Raw genomic sequence first — 17,196 nt, 5'->3', positions numbered from 1 at the left:
AAGGTAGCCATCTCACCGATTCAGGGTTGATTCATGCGTAACGATGCTAAAGACGACTTCGACAACGTTCCCAGCCTGCGGGCCGACATCGGGGACGATGATGATTTCGAGCCAAGCCCGGCCACGTCGGTGCGCTCGCGCAATACGCCTGTGGTCAAGGTCAAGAGCGCCAGCACCGGCCCATTGTGGGCGTTGGTCGGCGCGCTGCTGATCGCCTTTGCGGGCCTTGCCTGGTGGAGCTTCCAGCAGATTTCCCTGATGGGCCAGCAATTGGTCGCCACCCAGGAAAGTTTTGCGCGCATCAGCGAGGAAGCGGCGGGGCGCCTGCAGGACATTTCCGGCAAAGTGGTGGCCAGCGAAGCCAACGTAAACAACGGCAGTGAAGCGCTGAAATTACAGATCAAGCAGTTGGAAGCGCAGTTGCAGGAGCAAGGCAAGCAGCAGGTCGGTGTCGCCGGTCAAGCCACCGAACTGGACCAGCGCCTGGCACAAATGACCGCCAGCACCACCGACCTGTCGAACGCCAACAGCAAGCTGCAAGGCCAGGTGCAGGCGCTGACCGAGGCGGTGGCAACGCTCAAGGCGGCGCAAGGTGAGGTCAAGGATCTGTCCGCCGACGTGGCCGCGCTGAAGAAACAGGGCAACCCGAGCGCCGCGATTGCCCGTATCGAGCAAGACCTGGTGGTGCTCAAAAGCACGCAGGACAGCCAGCCGGTTAACAGTGATGCGCCGACCAATAAAGAGTTCGACGTGTTCCGCATCCAGACCACGCGCAATATCACCACCTTGCAGAGCCAGGTGCAGAACCTGCAACAACAGCTCAACGCGCCCGCGAAGATCAGGCCGCTGGGGCAGTAGTACACGGACCTGATCATTCCCACGCTCTGCGTGGGAATGCATCCCGTGACGCTCTGCGTCACCCTTGCGTGGAGCTTAAGCCATTCGTCGTCTGCTGGACGCGGAGCGTCCGAGGTTGCGTTCCCACGCAGAGCGTGGGAACGATCGTTTTGGTAAATGTCACCGCCCAGTGACATTTCCCATCCCCTTCGTTACTTGCCCCCAACGCGCCCTTGTTTAGACTCCTGTCATCCCATAAAAAATAATAAGGGCTACTTATGACCACCCAACCACTGCCTGCCAGCAGTTGGCTGAACGCACCTGCCCATCACTCCTGGCTTGCCACCGAAGGCCAGCGCCTGCTGGCATTCGCCAAGGCTTCACGCCTGCCTGACGGCTTTGGCAACCTCGATGACAACGGCCAACTCCCGGCCGACGCCCACGCCGAAACCATGAACACCGCCCGCATGACCCACAGCTTCGCCATGGCCCACGCCATGGGGCTGCCCGGTTATGCCGAGCTGGTGGCGCACGGCGTTGCGGCGCTCAGTGGCCCGTTGCGCGACAGCGAGCACGGTGGCTGGTTTGCTGCGCCTCACGCGCTTGATGGCAACCGTGGCAAAGCGGCTTACCTGCATGCATTCGTCGCCTTGGCGGCCAGCTCGGCCGTGGTGGCCGGCGCGCCCGGTGCGCAAAATCTGTTGAACGACGCCGTGCACATCATCGACCAGTTTTTCTGGAGCGAGGAAGAGGGCGTCATGCTCGAATCCTTTGCTCAGGACTGGACGGGTGTTGAGGCTTATCGCGGCGCCAACAGCAACATGCACGCCACCGAGGCGTTCCTGGCGCTGGCGGATGTCACCGGTGATACGCGCTGGCTGGACCGCGCGCAGCGTATCGTCGAGCGGGTTATCCACAGCCACGCAGCCGGCAATCAGTTTATGGTCATCGAGCATTTCGATGCCCACTGGAAACCGCTGCTCAGCTACAACGAAGACAACCCCGCCGATGGCTTCCGCCCGTATGGCATCACCCCCGGTCACGGCTTTGAGTGGGCGCGGCTGGTGCTGCACCTGGAAGCCGCACGCCTGCAAGCCGGGCTGGCCACGCCGGACTGGCTGGTAACCGACGCCCAAGGCTTGTTCGCCAGTGCCTGCGAATACGCCTGGGCGGTGGACGGTGCTCCCGGCATTGTCTACACCCTGGACTGGAACCACCGCCCGGTGGTGCGCGAACGCCTGCACTGGACCCACGCCGAGGCCAGCGCCGCCGCACAGGCCTTGCTCAAACGTACCGGTGAGCTGCATTACGAAACCTGGTATCGGCGCTTCTGGGAGTTTTGCGAAACTCACTTCATCGACCGTATCCACGGCAGTTGGCATCACGAACTCAGTCCGCACAACCAGCCCAGCAGCAAGATCTGGGGCGGTAAACCGGACCTTTATCACGCCTGGCAAGCGGTGGTGCTGCCTGCGCTACCCTTGTCACCCAGCATGACCAGTGCGTTGGGTCGGGGCCTTTATGTCACCAAGTGGTGACATTTGTACGTCCCTTTGTTACCTGCGCCCGGAAAATCCCTGTTTAAACTCCGTGCAGCGCAAGCTCTAGACTTGCATGCATAACAACAAGAAAAGGTACTCAGATGAACGCGATTAATCGCCTCGCCGTCGCTATTTCCATTGCCTCGTTGTTTCCCCTCAGTGCATTTGCCGCCGACTCGAAAGGGACGGTTGAAGTTGTGCATTGGTGGACCTCCGGCGGTGAAAAAGCGGCTGTAGATGTCCTGAAGGCCCAAGTTGAGAAAGACGGCTTCACCTGGAAAGACGGTGCCGTCGCAGGTGGCGGTGGTGCCACGGCCATGACTGTGCTGAAAAGCCGCGCAGTGGCCGGTAACCCACCGGGCGTGGCCCAGATCAAAGGCCCCGACATCCAGGAGTGGGCCTCGACTGGCTTGCTCGACACCGACGTCCTGAAACAAGTGTCCAAGGACGAGAAGTGGGACTCCCTGCTCGACAAGAAAGTCTCCGACACCGTGAAGTACGAAGGTGACTACGTCGCCGTACCGGTCAATATCCACCGCGTGAACTGGCTGTGGATCAACCCGGAAGTCTTCAAGAAAGCCGGTATCACCAAAAACCCGACCACCCTCGAAGAATTCTACGCAGCCGGCGACAAGCTTAAAGCCGCGGGCTTCATTCCGCTCGCCCACGGTGGCCAGCCTTGGCAGGACAGCACCGTATTCGAAGCGGTAGTCCTGTCGGTAATGGGCGCCGATGGCTACAAGAAAGCCCTGGTCGACCTGGATAACGGCGCGCTCACCGGCCCGGAAATGGTCAAGGCCCTGACTGAGCTGAAGAAAGTCGCGACCTACATGGACGTTGACGGCAAAGGCCAGGACTGGAACCTCGAAGCAGGCAAGGTCATCAACGGCAAGGCCGGCATGCAGATCATGGGTGACTGGGCCAAGTCCGAATGGACCGCCGCCAAGAAAGTCGCTGGCAAGGACTACGAGTGCGTAGCCTTCCCAGGCACCGACAAAGCCTTCACCTACAACATCGACTCCCTGGCGGTGTTCAAGCAGAAAGACAAAGGCACTGCTGCCGGTCAGCAGGACATCGCCAAAGTCGTGCTGGGTGAGAACTTCCAGAAAGTCTTCAGCATCAACAAAGGCTCGATCCCGGTTCGTACCGACATGCTCAATGAAATGGACAAGCTCGGTTTCGATTCCTGTGCCCAGACTGCTGCCAAGGACTTCCTGGCTGACGCCAAGACCGGCGGCCTGCAGCCAAGCATGGCGCACAACATGGCCACCACCCTGGCTGTGCAAGGTGCGTTCTTTGATGTCGTGACCAACTACATCAACGACCCGAAAGCCGACCCGGCCGACACCGCCAAGAAACTCGGCGCTGCGATCAAGTCTGCGAAGTAACGGTTAGCACGGCTGATCCTTGTGAGGGGAAACCCCCTGACCCCTTACAAGGTTTGTTCCTGTAGTCCTTTTTCTCTGTACTGGATTTTCCCATGAGTTCTGTTGCTGTGTTCAGCAAGGCCTCGCCGTTCGATGCACTGCAGCGCTGGCTCCCTAAACTGGTGCTGGCGCCCAGCATGTTCATCGTGCTGGTGGGCTTCTACGGTTACATCCTGTGGACGTTCGTTCTGTCGTTCACCAATTCCACGTTCCTGCCAAGCTACAAATGGGCTGGTCTTGCGCAATATGCGCGGTTGTTCGACAACGACCGCTGGTGGGTAGCGAGCAAGAACCTGGCGGTTTTTGGCGGGATGTTTATCGGCATCACCTTGGTGATTGGCGTGACCCTGGCGATCTTCCTCGACCAGAAAATCCGCCGCGAAGGCTTTATCCGCACCATTTACCTGTACCCGATGGCGCTCTCGATGATCGTGACCGGTACGGCCTGGAAATGGCTGCTCAACCCGGGCATGGGCCTGGACAAACTTCTGCGTGACTGGGGCTGGGAAGGCTTCCGTCTCGACTGGCTGATCGACCCGGACCGCGTGGTGTACTGCCTGGTGATTGCCGCTGTATGGCAAGCCTCGGGCTTCATCATGGCGATGTTCCTCGCCGGCCTGCGTGGCGTTGATCAATCGATCATTCGTGCCGCCCAGATCGACGGCGCCAGCCTGCCGCGTATCTACTGGAGCGTGGTGCTGCCAAGCCTGCGTCCGGTGTTCTTCAGTGCGGTGATGATCCTCGCGCACATTGCGATCAAGAGCTTCGACCTGGTCGCGGCGATGACCGCCGGCGGCCCGGGCTACTCCTCCGACCTGCCCGCGATGTTCATGTACTCGTTCACCTTCAGTCGTGGCCAGATGGGCATGGGCTCGGCCAGTGCAATCCTGATGCTCGGCGCGATCCTTGCGATCATCGTGCCTTACCTGTACTCCGAGCTGAGGACCAAGCGTAATGACTAGTCTCGCTTCCAAACCTTCCATCAGCCTGAGTCGCGTCGCGATCTATGCGGTGCTGATCCTCGCTGTGCTGTTGTACCTGGTGCCGCTGGTGGTGATGCTGCTGACCAGCTTTAAAACCCCGGAAGACATCAGCACCGGCAACCTGCTGAGCTGGCCGACCGTGGTCACCGGCATCGGCTGGGTCAAGGCCTGGGCCACTGTTGACGGTTACTTCTGGAACTCGATCAAGATCACCGTTCCGGCGGTGCTGATCTCCACCGCCATCGGCGCACTGAACGGCTACGTGCTGTCGTTCTGGCGCTTCAAAGGCTCGCAGTTGTTCTTCGGCCTGCTGTTGTTCGGCTGCTTCCTGCCGTTCCAGACGGTGTTGCTGCCAGCCTCGTTCACCCTCGGCAAGATGGGCCTGGCCAGCACCACCACGGGCCTGGTGTTTGTGCACGTGGTCTACGGGTTGGCGTTTACTACACTGTTCTTCCGTAACTACTACGTGAGCATTCCTGACGCGCTGATCAAGGCGGCACGACTGGACGGTGCAGGCTTTTTCACCATCTTCCGTCAGATCATTCTGCCGATGTCGACCCCGATCATCATGGTCTGCCTGATCTGGCAGTTCACTCAGATCTGGAACGACTTCCTGTTCGGTGTGGTGTTCTCCAGCGGCGACTCGCAGCCCATCACGGTGGCGCTGAACAACCTGGTCAACACCAGCACCGGGGCCAAGGAATATAACGTGGATATGGCGGCGGCGATGATCGCCGGGCTGCCGACCCTGCTGGTCTATGTGATCGCAGGCAAGTATTTCGTGCGCGGCCTCACGGCCGGCGCGGTCAAGGGGTAATCATGGCTACGCTTGAACTTCGCAATGTAAACAAGACCTATGGCGCCGGCCTGCCCGACACCTTGAAGAACATCGAACTGTCGATCAAAGAAGGCGAGTTCCTGATTCTGGTAGGCCCTTCGGGGTGCGGTAAATCCACGTTGATGAACTGCATCGCCGGGCTTGAGACCATCACCGGCGGCGCGATCATGATCGGCGACCAGGACGTGAGCGGCATGAGCCCCAAGGACCGTGACATCGCCATGGTGTTCCAGTCCTACGCGCTGTACCCGACCATGAGCGTGCGCGAGAACATCGAATTCGGCCTGAAAATCCGCAAGATGGCTCAGGCTGACATCGACGCCGAAGTGGCGCGCGTGGCCAAGCTGCTGCAGATCGAGCACCTGCTTAACCGCAAACCGGGCCAGCTCTCCGGTGGCCAGCAACAGCGTGTGGCCATGGGCCGTGCCCTGGCCCGTCGGCCGAAGATCTACCTGTTCGACGAACCGCTGTCCAACCTCGACGCCAAGCTGCGCGTCGAGATGCGCACCGAAATGAAGTTGATGCACCAGCGCCTGAAAACCACCACCGTCTACGTCACCCACGATCAAATCGAAGCGATGACCCTGGGCGATAAAGTGGCGGTGATGAAGGACGGCATTATCCAGCAGTTCGGCACGCCGAAAGAGATCTACAACAACCCGGCCAACCAATTCGTGGCGAGCTTTATCGGCTCGCCGCCGATGAACTTCGTGCCGCTGCGCCTGCAACGCAAGGACGGTCGCCTGGTGGCGCTGCTCGACAGTGGCCAGGCGCGTTGCGAGCTGGCGCTTAACGTGTCGGACGCCGGTCTTGAGGACCGCGACGTGATCCTGGGCCTGCGCCCGGAGCAAATCATGCTGGCGGCGGGCGAGGGCGACAGCGCGTCGAGCATTCGTGCTGAGGTGCAGGTCACCGAGCCGACCGGTCCGGACACCCTGGTGTTTGTGCAACTCAATGACACCAAAGTCTGCTGCCGCCTGGCACCCGACGTGGCACCGCAGGTGGGCGAGACCCTGACCCTGCAATTCGACCCGGCCAAGGTATTGCTGTTCGACGCCAAAACCGGCGAACGCTTGGGCACTGCTGCATCATTGCCTGCACACGGGCATGCCGACAACGTGGCCCAATTCAAAGGCCGCTGAAGCAGGTAACCTGTTGTTTTAGATAAAAATGTAACCCGCGTTAGATAAAAACAGTTTAATAACAATAAAGACGAGGATGTAGGGATGAAAAAGCAACACAACAACACCCGGCTGCTCTGCCAACTCTCAGCAGCAGCAGCCCTGGTATTGTCCGCCAATGCGATGGCGGCCGATGCATTCAGCTCCGATTCCAAGTGGATGACGGGCGATTGGGGCGGCGAGCGGACCAAGCTCATTGAGCAAGGTATCGACATCAAGGCTGACTACGTTGGGGAAGTGGGCGCCAACCTTCGCGGCGGCTACAACGACGACAAAACTGCCCGTTACGCTGACCAGTTCGGTCTGGGCGTAGCACTGGATCTGCAAAAGCTGTGGGGCTGGGATAACACCCAGGCCAAGATCCAACTGACCAACCGTAATGGCGCGAACATCTCCAATGACCGTATTGGTGACCCGCGTGCCAGCACCTTGAGTTCGTCTCAAGAAGTTGATGGCCGTGGCCACATGGTGCGTCTGACCCAGTTCTGGATCCAGCACCAGATGTTCGACAACAAGCTGGACGTGAAGCTCGGTTACTTCGGTGAAGGCGAAGACTTCAACACCTTCCCGTGCGACTTCCAGAACCTGTCGTTCTGCGGCTCGCAAGTGGGTAACTATGTAAACACCTGGTACAACTGGCCTGTCAGCCAGGCGGCGATCCGCGTGAAGTACAACATCACGCCTGAGCTGTATGCGCAAATCGGTGCGTACAACCAGAACCCATCGCAGCTGGAGCACGGCAACGGCTTCAAGCTCAGCGGCAGCGGCACCAAGGGCACCGTATTGCCGGTGGAATTGGTCTGGTCGCCGAAGGTCAATGGCCTGCCGGGCGAATACCGTGTGGGTTACTACAAAAGTACTGCCGATGCCACCGACGTACGTGAAGACGTCAATGGCGGTGATGCTGGCACCACCGGCGCAGCCTTCCGCGTTCGCAGCAGCAAAAGCGGCTACTGGGGTGTTCTGCAACAACAACTCACCACGCACAATGGCGACGCTTCCCGCGGTCTGAACATCGCGGCCAACGTGACCTTCCACGACAAAGACACCAACCTGGTCGACAACTACCAGTCGTTGATGCTTGTGTACAAAGGGCCATTCGACGCGCGTACCAAGGATGACGTCGGTATCGGTGTGTCGCGTATCCACGCCAACAGTGACGTGAAGAAAACCGCTGAGTTGCTGAACGAGGCTAAAGGTTTCACCGATTACGACCAGTCCGGTTATGCACCGCTGCGTAACACGGAATACAACGTTGAACTCAACTACGGCATCCACGTTACCAATTGGCTGACCGTGCGTCCTAACCTGCAATACATCGCCAACCCAGGTGGTGTGAAACAAGTCGACAACGCGGTAGTGGCGGGCCTGAAAATTCAGTCTACGTTCTAACGCTGTTGCGATAAGCTCCTTCTCTCTGTGCGCATTTTGCGGGTAGCCATGGCTATCCGCTTTTTTTTGGGTCGCGCTGCACTACCCCTGTGGGAGCTGGCTTGCCTGCGATGCGAACGATGCGGTCTGCCTGGATGGCCGAGGCGATGCCATCGCAGGCAAGCCAGCTCCCACAGGGTAACCAAGCTTGAGCAACACTGAATTTCAGGACCGTGGCACATGCATGAGCATCCGCTGCAACGCTTTTTCAAATCCCTGCGCGAACAACCGGTGTTCGCCTGGGAGCGCTTTCAGATGCGCGACGTGTTGGTGATTGACCATCCGTTGTGCCAGGCGGTGTTCAGTCGCCAGGGCGCGCAATTGCTGCACTTTCAACCGCGTGGCCAGAAACCCTGGCTGTGGTGTGCGGCCAAGTGGCCGCAAGTCGGCGCCATCCGTGGCGGCGTGCCGGTGTGCTGGCCGTGGTATGGGCGCCACCCGAGCGAAAACGCATGGCCGTCCCATGGCTGGGCGCGGCTGATCGACTGGAAGCTGCTCGACAGCAGCGCCGACGACGATGGCGTACGCCTGCACTGGCAATTGCAGCTGTGCGACTGGCAGGTCGACCTGCACGCACACCTGGGCGAAACCCTGGAACTGCGCCTGTGCACCGAGCATCAGGACGAGTTGCCGTGCCAGTTGAGCCATGCTTTGCACGCCTATTGGCGTATCGGCAATGTCGGTGAGATAGCGCTGTCTGGGCTCGACGGCGCGCAAGGCTATGACCAGCTCAATCGCCAGGTTTGCCAGCAGGAAGGCGAGCTCCGCGTGGATGGCGGCTGCCAGCGGGTGTTCCAGCATGACGGGGAATTACACCTCAAGGACCATGCCTGGCAGCGCGAGCTGTGCATCGACACCGGCGACAGCGCCGACACGGTGGTGTGGCACCCGGGCAGCCGACCTTTGTTGGGCGTGAGCTTTAACGAGGCGGCGGGGTTTGTGTGCGTGGAGTCGGCGATGGCCGGGGCCAGCTTGGCGCCGGGGGAGAGGGCGCATCTGAGTTTGCAGGCGAGGGCTGGGGCATGATCGTTCCCACGCTCCGCTGATCGTTCCCACGCAGAGCGTGGGAACGATCTGGAACTAGTTAAACTCATCCCCAACCGGATACCGGCTGTCATTCAAGCTCTCTTTGATCTTGCGCAAATGCGGCTGGAAATCCACGCCACGGCGCAAGGTCATGCCGGTGGCCAGCACATCCAGCACCGTCAGCTGGATGATCCGCGACGTCATCGGCATGTAGATGTCGGTGTCTTCCGGCAACGGAATGTTCAAGCTCACCGTACTGGCCTTGGCCAATGGCGAGTTCTCGGCAGTTACGCCCAGCACTGATGCACCGTTTTCCCGCGCTATACGCGCCACTTCCACCAGCTCGCGGGTACGCCCGGTGTAGGAAATAATCACGAACAGCTCGCCGGTGTGCGCCACCGACGCGATCATGCGCTGCATCAGCACGTCGGCATGGGCGGTGACCGCCAGGTTGAAGCGGAAGAACTTGTGCAGCGCATCCATGGCCACCGGCGCCGAAGCACCCAGGCCGAAGAAGTGGATCTGCCGCGCCTGGATCAACAGGTCCACGGCCTTGCTGATCAGGGCCGGGTCCAGAGCCTGGCAGGCGCTGTCCAGCGAGGCAATGGCGCTGCCGAAGATCTTCTGGGTGTAGGCCTCGGGGTTATCATCGGCTTCCACGGCACGGCTGACATACGCCGCACCACTGGCCAAACTTTGCGCCAGCTGCAATTTAAGTTCAGGGTAGCCACTGACGCCGAATGAACGGCAGAAGCGGTTGACCGTCGGTTCACTGACCGAGGCGGCTTGGGCGAGGGCGGCGATAGAGAAGCGGGTCGCCTGCTGTGGGTTGAGCAGGATGACCTCGGCGACTTTTTTCTCGGCCTTGTTCAATTCTTCGAGGCGGTTCCGGATTTGTTCCAGAAGATTTCGCACGCGGTCCATTCAGTCTTTCCTTCGGGCGACGATGCAAATTAAGGGCGGTAGCCAATCGACGAGTGGCCCTTTGCGGTGGCCTATCCTACTGAGGGTAGCTGAACACCACCACTCGGAATGCATATTTTGGGAAAATGTTGTGGTTATTACTACATTTTTCCTTGAGTGATGCCTTGAAAAAAGGTATTTGTAGCTTAACTTGATAAAAGAACAAACATCATGCCTTCGATAACCGTAGAACCCTGCACCTTTGCCCTGTTTGGCGCGTTGGGTGATCTGGCGCTGCGCAAGTTATTTCCTGCCCTCTATCAGCTGGACGGCGCAGGGCTCCTGCACGACGACACGCGCATCCTGGCCCTGGCCCGTGAAGCCGGTTCCGAGCAGCAGCACCTGGCGCATATCGAAAAAGAACTGCGTAAATACGTCGGCAAGGAACTGGACGAAGCCATCGCTCAGCGTTTCCTGGCGCGCCTGACCTATGTACACGTCGACTTCATGAAGGCCGACGACTACGTGGCCCTGGCTGAAATCGCCGGCACCGAACAACGCCTGATTGCCTACTTCGCCACCCCGGCGGCGGTGTACGGCGCGATCTGCGAGAACCTGTCCAAGGTCGGCCTGGCGGAAAACACCCGCGTCGTGCTGGAAAAGCCGATTGGTTCGGACCTGGAATCCTCGCGCAAGGTCAACGACGCCGTGGCGCAGTTTTTCCCGGAAAACCGCACCTACCGCATCGACCACTACCTGGGCAAAGAGACGGTCCAGAACCTTATTGCGCTGCGTTTCGCCAACAGCCTGTTCGAAACCCAGTGGAACCAGAATTACATTTCCCATGTGGAAATCACCGTGGCCGAGCAGGTCGGTATCGAAGGCCGTTGGGGTTACTTCGACAAGGCCGGCCAGCTGCGCGACATGATCCAGAACCACCTGTTGCAGCTGCTTTGCCTGATCGCCATGGACCCGCCGGCCGACTTGTCCGCCGACAGCATCCGTGACGAAAAGGTCAAGGTGCTCAAGGCCCTGGCGCCGATCAGCCCGGACGGCCTGACCACGCAAGTGGTGCGTGGCCAGTACATCGCCGGTTACAGCGCCGGCAAGGCAGTGCCGGGTTACCTGGAAGAAGAGAATTCCAACACCCAGAGCGACACCGAAACCTTTGTCGCCCTGCGTGCCGATATTCGCAACTGGCGTTGGGCCGGGGTGCCGTTCTACCTGCGGACCGGCAAGCGCATGCCGCAAAAGCTGTCGCAGATCGTCATCCACTTCAAGGAGCCGTCCCACTACATCTTCGCCCCCGAGCAGCGCCTGCAGATCAGCAACAAGCTGATCATCCGCCTGCAGCCGGACGAAGGTATTTCCTTGCGTGTGATGACCAAGGAGCAGGGCCTGGACAAGGGCATGCAGCTGCGCAGTGGCCCGCTGCAACTGAATTTTTCCGACACCTACCGCAGCGCCCGTATTCCGGATGCCTACGAGCGGTTGTTGCTGGAAGTGATGCGCGGCAATCAGAACCTGTTTGTTCGCAAAGATGAAATCGAAGCCGCGTGGAAGTGGTGTGACCAGTTGATCGCCGGGTGGAAAAAATCCGGTGATGCGCCCAAGCCGTACGCGGCCGGGTCGTGGGGGCCGATGAGCTCGATTGCACTGATCACGCGGGATGGGAGGTCGTGGTATGGCGATATCTGAATTGAAACTGCCTCAGGGCGTCACTGCCCATGAGTACCGCACGCCTGTGCTGCTGGCCGACGGCCTGGCTAATGACGTGGCCGAGCAACTGCGCGCGGCCATCAGTGCACGTGGCGAAGCGACCCTGGTGGTGTCCGGTGGCCGCAGCCCCGTGGCGTTTTTCCAGAACCTGGCCAAACAAGGCCTGGACTGGTCCAAGGTCACCATCACCCTCGCCGACGAGCGCTGGGTGCCGGTGGAACACGCCGACAGCAATGCCGGCCTGTTGAAGAAGTACTTGCTGCAAGGCCCGGCCGCCAAGGCCAAGTTCCTCAGCCTGTACAACGTTGCCGCGAATCTTGAAGACGCCGCCGAACTGGCCGATCGCCAGTTGGCAGAGTTGCCCGCCATTGATGTGCTGGTACTCGGCATGGGCGATGACGGCCACACCGCATCGCTGTTCCCCAACAGCCCCAACCTGGGCGAGGCACTGAAGGCCGACGGTACCCGCCGTTGCTGGCCGATGCTGGCGCCGACCGTGCCGCACCAGCGCCTGACCATGAGTCGCGCGTTGCTGGCCACGGCCCACTACACCGTGCTGTCGATTTCCGGCAGCTCGAAATTGACCACCTTGAGCGCCGCGCTGGCCAGTGACGACGTTGCTGCCATGCCGATTCGCGCGTTTTTGCAACCTACTTTAGAGATTTACTGGTGCCCATGAGCCAAGGATCAGCCGCTATGAAAAGCCCTCAACCGACCGTGTCCATGGCGGATAAAGTTGCCCTGATCGACAGCCTCTGCGCCAAGGCGCGGATCCTGCCGGTCATCACCATTGCTCGCGAACAGGACATCCTGCCGCTGGCCGATGCCCTGGCAGCGGGCGGTTTGACCGCACTGGAAGTGACCCTGCGTTCCGAGTTCGGCCTCAAGGCCATTCAGGTCCTGCGTGAGCAGCGCCCTGAACTGTGCACCGGTGCCGGCACCGTGCTCGACCGTCACATGCTCGAAGCGGCCGAAGTGGCCGGCTCGCAATTCATCGTCACCCCCGGCATTACCCGCGACCTGCTGGAAGCCTCGGTGCACAGCCCGATCCCCCTGCTACCGGGCATCAGCAATGCCTCCGGCATCATGGAAGGCTATGGCCTGGGCTATCGCCGCTTCAAGCTGTTCCCGGCGGAAGTGAGCGGTGGCGTCGCGGCGATCAAGGCCCTTGGCGGTCCGTTCGGCGAAGTCAAATTCTGCCCAACCGGCGGCGTTGGCCCGGCCAACATCAAGAGCTACATGGCGTTGAAAAACGTGATGTGCGTGGGCGGTAGCTGGATGCTCGACCCGGACTGGGTCAAGAACGGCGACTGGGCCCGCATCCAGGAAGTTACCGCACAGGCGCTGGCGCTGCTGGACTGAGCTGATTTATCGAATCGTTGTTGCTGTGCTTAACGGCATTTTTGCGGTGCACTTGGTCGGTGTACCGCTTTTTTTTGCCTGAAAAAAGGCTTGAATTCAACGCAGATCAATGTGGGAGCGGGCTTGTGTGGGAGCGGGCTTGCTCGCGAATACGGTGTGTCAGTCGATAAATAGGCCAACTGAGCCACCGCTTTCGCGAGCAAGCCCGCTCCCACATTTTAGTCCGCGCTTAGCTCGGTTATTGCGTTGACCAACACATCGATATCCGCCGCCGATGTCACCAGCCCCGGCGTCACCCGAATACAGGTGCCAAACGCCGCACCCGTGCGCGTCGTGGTAAACAAGCCGTAATCCTCGAACAACCGTTCCGCCATCACCTGCTGATCGCGCCCAATAAACTTGAACGCCGTGATCCCGCAATACAGCCGTGGATCGTCCGGGGTGAGTACTTCTATTCCCGGCAACTGCCGCACCTGGCTCACCCACAGATCGCGCAGGTAATTGACCCGCGCGCCTTTGGCGGCCGAGCCACCCAAGGCGCGATGTTCTTCCAGCACCAGCGGCAAGGTCATCAGCGCCGGAAAATTCGGCGTGCTATAGGGCGTGCGTGCGCGTACGTCGGTGGCCTGGTAGTGAAACTCGCCCATGTCCGGGTCGATATCCGCAAGGCGCTCCGGGGCGATGTACAAAAAGCCCAGCGTCAGCGGCGCACCGATCCATTTATGCAGGTTGAAGCCCGCAAACTGAATGCCCAGCTGCGCGAGGTTGAATTCAATCTGGCCCAAGGCGTGGGCGCCATCGAGGATCACATCAACGCCATGCTCGCACGCGGCCTTGGCAATCGCCTCGACGGGCATCACCAAGCCTGTGCGGTGGGTCACATGGGTCAGGGCCATCAGCTTGAGGCGTGGGTACTGGGCGAACGTATCGCGGTAGGTCTGTAGCAGGCTGTCGAAACTGGCCGGGTGAGTGTGGGAAATCTCAATAACCTCAACACCGCGATAGCCCGCCAACCAGCGCATCGCGCCTTTGACCGTGTCGTACTCCAGGTCGCTGATCAGCACCTGATCGCCGGGTTGCAGGCAGTTGTAGTTACGGATGAGTGATTGCAAAGCCTCGGTGGCGTTGCGGGTGAAGGCGATCGCCTCGGGGTCGGCATCGATCAGGGCCGCCAGTTGGCGACGGATCTCGACGTTTTCACCCTGCTCAAAGCGCTGGCGCACATACAGCGAGTTGCTGCGGTTGATAAACGCCACATGCTCCAGGTACTGCGCGCGGACCGCGCGGCTCATGCGCCCGAAATAGCCGTTTTCCAGGTTGACCGGGCCGGGCTCCAGCTCATAGCGCTGGGCGATCGCTTGCCAGTGACGTTCGTTATCAGCATTCCTTGGCATGGCGTGGGCTCTCAATGGCGAGGGGCGGGTTTGCCGTGTTTGGCGCGCAGCGGTTCCAGCAGTTCGGACAGGCCGTTGTGGTCGATTTCCTGCATCAACGCCAGCAAGCCGCCCAACTCGCCGTGGGGGAAACCTTCACGGGCAAACCAATTCAGGTACGGGCCGGGCAGGTCGGCGATGATCCGCCCCTTGTATTTGCCGAAAGGCATTTCGCGGGTGATCAGCAGTTCGAGTTTTTCGGGGTTCATGGCGCTTCAGTGAGGTGAGTCGAAGTCATCGAAAATACAGGCATTCTGCATGAAGGCCAAATGACAGATCATGCAAATAACGTACATACAGATGGTTCAATAATTTATAAGTCATTGAAAAATAACGAATAGTTTGTTTTTCAAAACTTGGCACGGGCGCTGCAATCATTAAGGTAAGTTTCTTAACCCGCACAAGGAATTGAAAAATGACTGACATCAATAAAGAATCGATCTCCGTACTTAACGACCTGATCGAGACCAGCAAAGACGGCCAGAAAGGCTTCGCCACGTGTGCTGAAGACATCAAGCACCCAGAGCTGAAAGCGCTGTTCGTGAAACGCTCTGCTGACTGCGCTACCGCAGCTGCCGAACTGCAAACTGCAGTTAAAGCCTTGGGCGGCGACCCGGAAAAATCCGGTTCGGTTGCGGGTGCGCTGCACCGTGGCTGGGTCGACGTGAAGTCGCTGGTGACTGGCAAAGATGAAGAGGCCGTGTTGAACGAAGCCGAGCGCGGTGAAGACCACGCACTGAAGGCTTACAAAGAAGCGATCGAGAAGATCAACAAGCACAACCTGCTGGGTATTCGTGACCTGGTTGAGCGTCAGTTCCACGGCGCACAACGCAACCACGACCAGGTGAAAGCCCTGCGTAACCAGGCTCGCGCTCAGTCGTAAGACCTGCTGTGTAACAAATGTGGGAGCGGGCTTGCTCGCGAAGACGGTGTATCAGCCAACCTCTATGGTGGCTGGTACACCGCTTTCGCGGGCAAGCCCGCTCCCACATTTTGCGTTGTGCAGATGTTGAGATTTGATCAGCCGATGCTGATAGGTGGCAACTCAGTCAGTGTCACCACTTGCTGCTTGCGTGGCGCCAGAATTTCCGCCTCGCCATCCACCACCAACTCGTCGCGCTGGTTGAACACACGTGTGGCGATACGCACGCGAAACTTCGGCAGCTTCTCGAGAATTTCCAGACGCACGGTCAGCGTGTCGCCGATTTTTACCGGCTTCTGGAAGCTCATCTGCTGGCCGATATAGATAGTGCCCGGCCCAGGCAGCTCGCAGGCAACGGCCGCGCTGATCAGAGCGCCGCTGAACATGCCGTGGGCGATACGCTCCTTGAACATGGTCGCCTTGGCGTACTCGGCATCCAGGTGCACCGGGTTGTGGTCGCCGGACATGGCGGCGAACAACTGGATATCGCGCTCCTCAACGGTCTTGCTGTAGCTGGCGGTCTGGCCGACTTCGAGGGCTTCGTACGGGGTGTTGGTAACCTGAGTCATCTAAAGGTGCATCCTGTGGCTAATCGGTAATTAATTAACTATCTGATTCTAAACGAAAAATTACTCGCAGCGAGTCGGCCTGCGCAATGTCAAAGCCTGCTCGAGCCACGCCAGTACGTCGGCGGTGACTTCATCACGATTGGTCTCGTTGAACACTTCATGGCGTGCTTGCGGGTAGATATTCAATTGCAGGTGCTGGCAGCCGGCCTCACGTAATGCGTGGGCCAGGCTTTTGAGACGCTTGCCTTCACTCACCGGATCACATTCCCCGCCCATTACTAAAATCGGCAGGCCCGGGTCGATCTGCGCGAGATTGGACGCTTTACTGATTTGCTGCAAGCCGCCCAGCAGGTCGACCCACAGCTGGTTGGTGCAACGGAAACCGCAGAGTGGGTCGTTGATGTAGTGGTCGACCTCATTGGGGTCGCGGCTGAGCCAGTCAAACGCGGTGCGATTGGGTTTGAATGCCTTGTTGAACGAGCCGAACGACAAAAAATCGATCAGCGCACTGCGCCCGCGCAGCCCCTGGCGTGCGCGTTCGATCCGCGCAATCAGTGCGGCGGCGCGGTACAGCGCAATCGGCTGGAAATTCGAGCCACTGAGAATCGCGCCATTCAAGCTGGCGCTGTGGTGCAGCAGGTAGGCCTGGGCGATGTAGCTGCCCATGCTGTGGCCCAGCAGAATGATCGGCAGCCCCGGTTGCTGCTGGCCGATGTGCTGGTTGAGGCTGGCCAGGTCGCCGACCACTTTGTTCCAGCCGTCTTTTTCGGCGTACAGCCCCAGCGTCCCTTCGTCTGCGGTTCGGCCGTGGCCGCGCTGGTCCAGCGCGTACAGGCCGTAGCCGGCTGCGCACAGGGCTTCAGCCAGGCGCGCATAGCGGCCACTGTGCTCGGCCATGCCGTGGGACAACATGATCATGGCCTTGGCCTGGCCTTCCGGCAGCCATTGATTGACGTACAGGCGGCTGCGGTCATTCGCGGTCAGCCAGAAGGTGCTGTGGTTCATGGCGCTTCCTTTGCTCAGA

The 17,196-nt window shown here is 59.7% G+C and carries 17 protein-coding genes; 12 read left to right on the top strand and 5 right to left on the bottom strand.

Going from position 1 to position 17,196, the window contains the following annotated elements:
* Nucleotides 1-33: 33 nt before the first annotated feature.
* The 8 genes from HX783_RS11735 to HX783_RS11700 all read left to right on the top strand — a co-directional run bounded on the left by HX783_RS11735 (nucleotide 34) and on the right by HX783_RS11700 (nucleotide 9,264).
* Nucleotides 34-858 (top strand): ATPase, encoded by an 825-nt coding sequence (locus tag HX783_RS11735; protein ID WP_177016984.1) that lies wholly within the window; start codon nucleotides 34-36, stop codon nucleotides 856-858.
* A 257-nt stretch (nucleotides 859-1,115) separates the two neighbouring features.
* The gene (locus HX783_RS11730) at nucleotides 1,116-2,375 is read left to right on the top strand and encodes an AGE family epimerase/isomerase (protein ID WP_177016983.1); all 1,260 of its coding nucleotides are present in this window, start codon (nucleotides 1,116-1,118) and stop codon (nucleotides 2,373-2,375) included.
* Nucleotides 2,376-2,479: 104 nt separating this feature from the next.
* On the top strand, nucleotides 2,480-3,766 hold the full coding sequence (locus tag HX783_RS11725) for an ABC transporter substrate-binding protein (RefSeq protein WP_159959368.1): 1,287 nt from the start codon (nucleotides 2,480-2,482) through the stop codon (nucleotides 3,764-3,766).
* A 92-nt stretch (nucleotides 3,767-3,858) separates the two neighbouring features.
* Entirely contained in the window at nucleotides 3,859-4,767 is a 909-nt protein-coding gene (locus HX783_RS11720) for a carbohydrate ABC transporter permease (RefSeq protein ID WP_017253695.1), read from the top strand.
* Nucleotides 4,760-5,605 (top strand): carbohydrate ABC transporter permease, encoded by an 846-nt coding sequence (locus HX783_RS11715; protein WP_159959366.1) that lies wholly within the window; start codon nucleotides 4,760-4,762, stop codon nucleotides 5,603-5,605. The genes HX783_RS11720 and HX783_RS11715 overlap by 8 nt, the downstream gene beginning before the upstream one ends.
* Before the next feature lie 2 nt (nucleotides 5,606-5,607).
* Complete coding sequence (locus HX783_RS11710; protein ID WP_159959364.1) at nucleotides 5,608-6,768, top strand: ABC transporter ATP-binding protein; 1,161 nt, start codon at nucleotides 5,608-5,610, stop codon at nucleotides 6,766-6,768.
* Between the two features lie 84 nt (nucleotides 6,769-6,852).
* Nucleotides 6,853-8,199: a carbohydrate porin gene (locus tag HX783_RS11705; protein ID WP_177016982.1), complete on the top strand. Its 1,347-nt coding sequence runs from the start codon at nucleotides 6,853-6,855 to the stop codon at nucleotides 8,197-8,199.
* A gap of 219 nt (nucleotides 8,200-8,418) precedes the next feature.
* Entirely contained in the window at nucleotides 8,419-9,264 is an 846-nt protein-coding gene (locus HX783_RS11700; RefSeq protein ID WP_159959360.1) for a D-hexose-6-phosphate mutarotase, read from the top strand.
* Between the two features lie 54 nt (nucleotides 9,265-9,318).
* Here HX783_RS11700 and HX783_RS11695 read toward each other — a convergent pair whose 3' ends face one another.
* Complete coding sequence (locus HX783_RS11695; protein ID WP_170039859.1) at nucleotides 9,319-10,179, bottom strand: MurR/RpiR family transcriptional regulator; 861 nt, start codon at nucleotides 10,177-10,179, stop codon at nucleotides 9,319-9,321.
* Between the two features lie 219 nt (nucleotides 10,180-10,398).
* Between HX783_RS11695 and zwf the strand changes: the two genes are divergently transcribed.
* From zwf to HX783_RS11680, 3 genes are read left to right on the top strand one after another with little or no spacing between them, the layout of a single operon-like run.
* Nucleotides 10,399-11,865, top strand: coding sequence for a glucose-6-phosphate dehydrogenase (zwf, locus tag HX783_RS11690; RefSeq protein ID WP_122674464.1), 1,467 nt, complete (start codon nucleotides 10,399-10,401; stop codon nucleotides 11,863-11,865).
* Nucleotides 11,852-12,565: a 6-phosphogluconolactonase gene (gene pgl / locus HX783_RS11685; RefSeq protein ID WP_159959358.1), complete on the top strand. Its 714-nt coding sequence runs from the start codon at nucleotides 11,852-11,854 to the stop codon at nucleotides 12,563-12,565. Before zwf ends, pgl begins: the two co-directional genes overlap by 14 nt.
* A 17-nt stretch (nucleotides 12,566-12,582) precedes the next feature.
* The gene (locus HX783_RS11680; RefSeq protein ID WP_177016981.1) at nucleotides 12,583-13,248 is read left to right on the top strand and encodes a bifunctional 4-hydroxy-2-oxoglutarate aldolase/2-dehydro-3-deoxy-phosphogluconate aldolase; all 666 of its coding nucleotides are present in this window, start codon (nucleotides 12,583-12,585) and stop codon (nucleotides 13,246-13,248) included.
* 218 nt (nucleotides 13,249-13,466) lie between these two features.
* Here HX783_RS11680 and HX783_RS11675 read toward each other — a convergent pair whose 3' ends face one another.
* Complete coding sequence (locus HX783_RS11675) at nucleotides 13,467-14,642, bottom strand: aminotransferase class V-fold PLP-dependent enzyme (RefSeq protein ID WP_177016980.1); 1,176 nt, start codon at nucleotides 14,640-14,642, stop codon at nucleotides 13,467-13,469.
* A gap of 11 nt (nucleotides 14,643-14,653) precedes the next feature.
* Complete coding sequence (locus HX783_RS11670) at nucleotides 14,654-14,890, bottom strand: DUF3820 family protein (protein ID WP_003213031.1); 237 nt, start codon at nucleotides 14,888-14,890, stop codon at nucleotides 14,654-14,656.
* 206 nt (nucleotides 14,891-15,096) lie between these two features.
* Between HX783_RS11670 and HX783_RS11665 the strand changes: the two genes are divergently transcribed.
* Nucleotides 15,097-15,564 (top strand): PA2169 family four-helix-bundle protein, encoded by a 468-nt coding sequence (locus HX783_RS11665; RefSeq protein WP_094953816.1) that lies wholly within the window; start codon nucleotides 15,097-15,099, stop codon nucleotides 15,562-15,564.
* A gap of 137 nt (nucleotides 15,565-15,701) precedes the next feature.
* Here HX783_RS11665 and HX783_RS11660 read toward each other — a convergent pair whose 3' ends face one another.
* Complete coding sequence (locus HX783_RS11660; RefSeq protein ID WP_003175719.1) at nucleotides 15,702-16,172, bottom strand: MaoC family dehydratase; 471 nt, start codon at nucleotides 16,170-16,172, stop codon at nucleotides 15,702-15,704.
* Between the two features lie 60 nt (nucleotides 16,173-16,232).
* Nucleotides 16,233-17,177 (bottom strand): alpha/beta hydrolase, encoded by a 945-nt coding sequence (locus tag HX783_RS11655; RefSeq protein WP_177016979.1) that lies wholly within the window; start codon nucleotides 17,175-17,177, stop codon nucleotides 16,233-16,235.
* Nucleotides 17,178-17,196: the final 19 nt, after the last annotated feature.

The organism is Pseudomonas sp. D2002 (genome assembly GCF_013385735.1).
Lineage (GTDB): Bacteria > Pseudomonadota > Gammaproteobacteria > Pseudomonadales > Pseudomonadaceae > Aquipseudomonas.
This window is presented reverse-complemented; position numbering and strand designations above follow the sequence as displayed.

Excerpts from the sequence above, each read along its gene's own strand:
- HX783_RS11735 (WP_177016984.1), top strand. The coding sequence starts at position 34 with ATGCGTAACGATGCTAAAGACGACTTCGACAACGTTCCCAGCCTGCGG.
- HX783_RS11730 (WP_177016983.1), top strand. The coding sequence starts at position 1,116 with ATGACCACCCAACCACTGCCTGCCAGCAGTTGGCTGAACGCACCTGCC.
- HX783_RS11725 (WP_159959368.1), top strand. The coding sequence starts at position 2,480 with ATGAACGCGATTAATCGCCTCGCCGTCGCTATTTCCATTGCCTCGTTG.
- HX783_RS11720 (WP_017253695.1), top strand. The coding sequence starts at position 3,859 with ATGAGTTCTGTTGCTGTGTTCAGCAAGGCCTCGCCGTTCGATGCACTG.
- HX783_RS11715 (WP_159959366.1), top strand. The coding sequence starts at position 4,760 with ATGACTAGTCTCGCTTCCAAACCTTCCATCAGCCTGAGTCGCGTCGCG.
- HX783_RS11710 (WP_159959364.1), top strand. The coding sequence starts at position 5,608 with ATGGCTACGCTTGAACTTCGCAATGTAAACAAGACCTATGGCGCCGGC.
- HX783_RS11705 (WP_177016982.1), top strand. The coding sequence starts at position 6,853 with ATGAAAAAGCAACACAACAACACCCGGCTGCTCTGCCAACTCTCAGCA.
- HX783_RS11700 (WP_159959360.1), top strand. The coding sequence starts at position 8,419 with ATGCATGAGCATCCGCTGCAACGCTTTTTCAAATCCCTGCGCGAACAA.
- zwf (WP_122674464.1), top strand. The coding sequence starts at position 10,399 with ATGCCTTCGATAACCGTAGAACCCTGCACCTTTGCCCTGTTTGGCGCG.
- pgl (WP_159959358.1), top strand. The coding sequence starts at position 11,852 with ATGGCGATATCTGAATTGAAACTGCCTCAGGGCGTCACTGCCCATGAG.
- HX783_RS11680 (WP_177016981.1), top strand. The coding sequence starts at position 12,583 with ATGAAAAGCCCTCAACCGACCGTGTCCATGGCGGATAAAGTTGCCCTG.
- HX783_RS11675 (WP_177016980.1), bottom strand. The coding sequence starts at position 14,642 with ATGCCAAGGAATGCTGATAACGAACGTCACTGGCAAGCGATCGCCCAG.
- HX783_RS11670 (WP_003213031.1), bottom strand. The coding sequence starts at position 14,890 with ATGAACCCCGAAAAACTCGAACTGCTGATCACCCGCGAAATGCCTTTC.
- HX783_RS11665 (WP_094953816.1), top strand. The coding sequence starts at position 15,097 with ATGACTGACATCAATAAAGAATCGATCTCCGTACTTAACGACCTGATC.
- HX783_RS11660 (WP_003175719.1), bottom strand. The coding sequence starts at position 16,172 with ATGACTCAGGTTACCAACACCCCGTACGAAGCCCTCGAAGTCGGCCAG.
- HX783_RS11655 (WP_177016979.1), bottom strand. The coding sequence starts at position 17,177 with ATGAACCACAGCACCTTCTGGCTGACCGCGAATGACCGCAGCCGCCTG.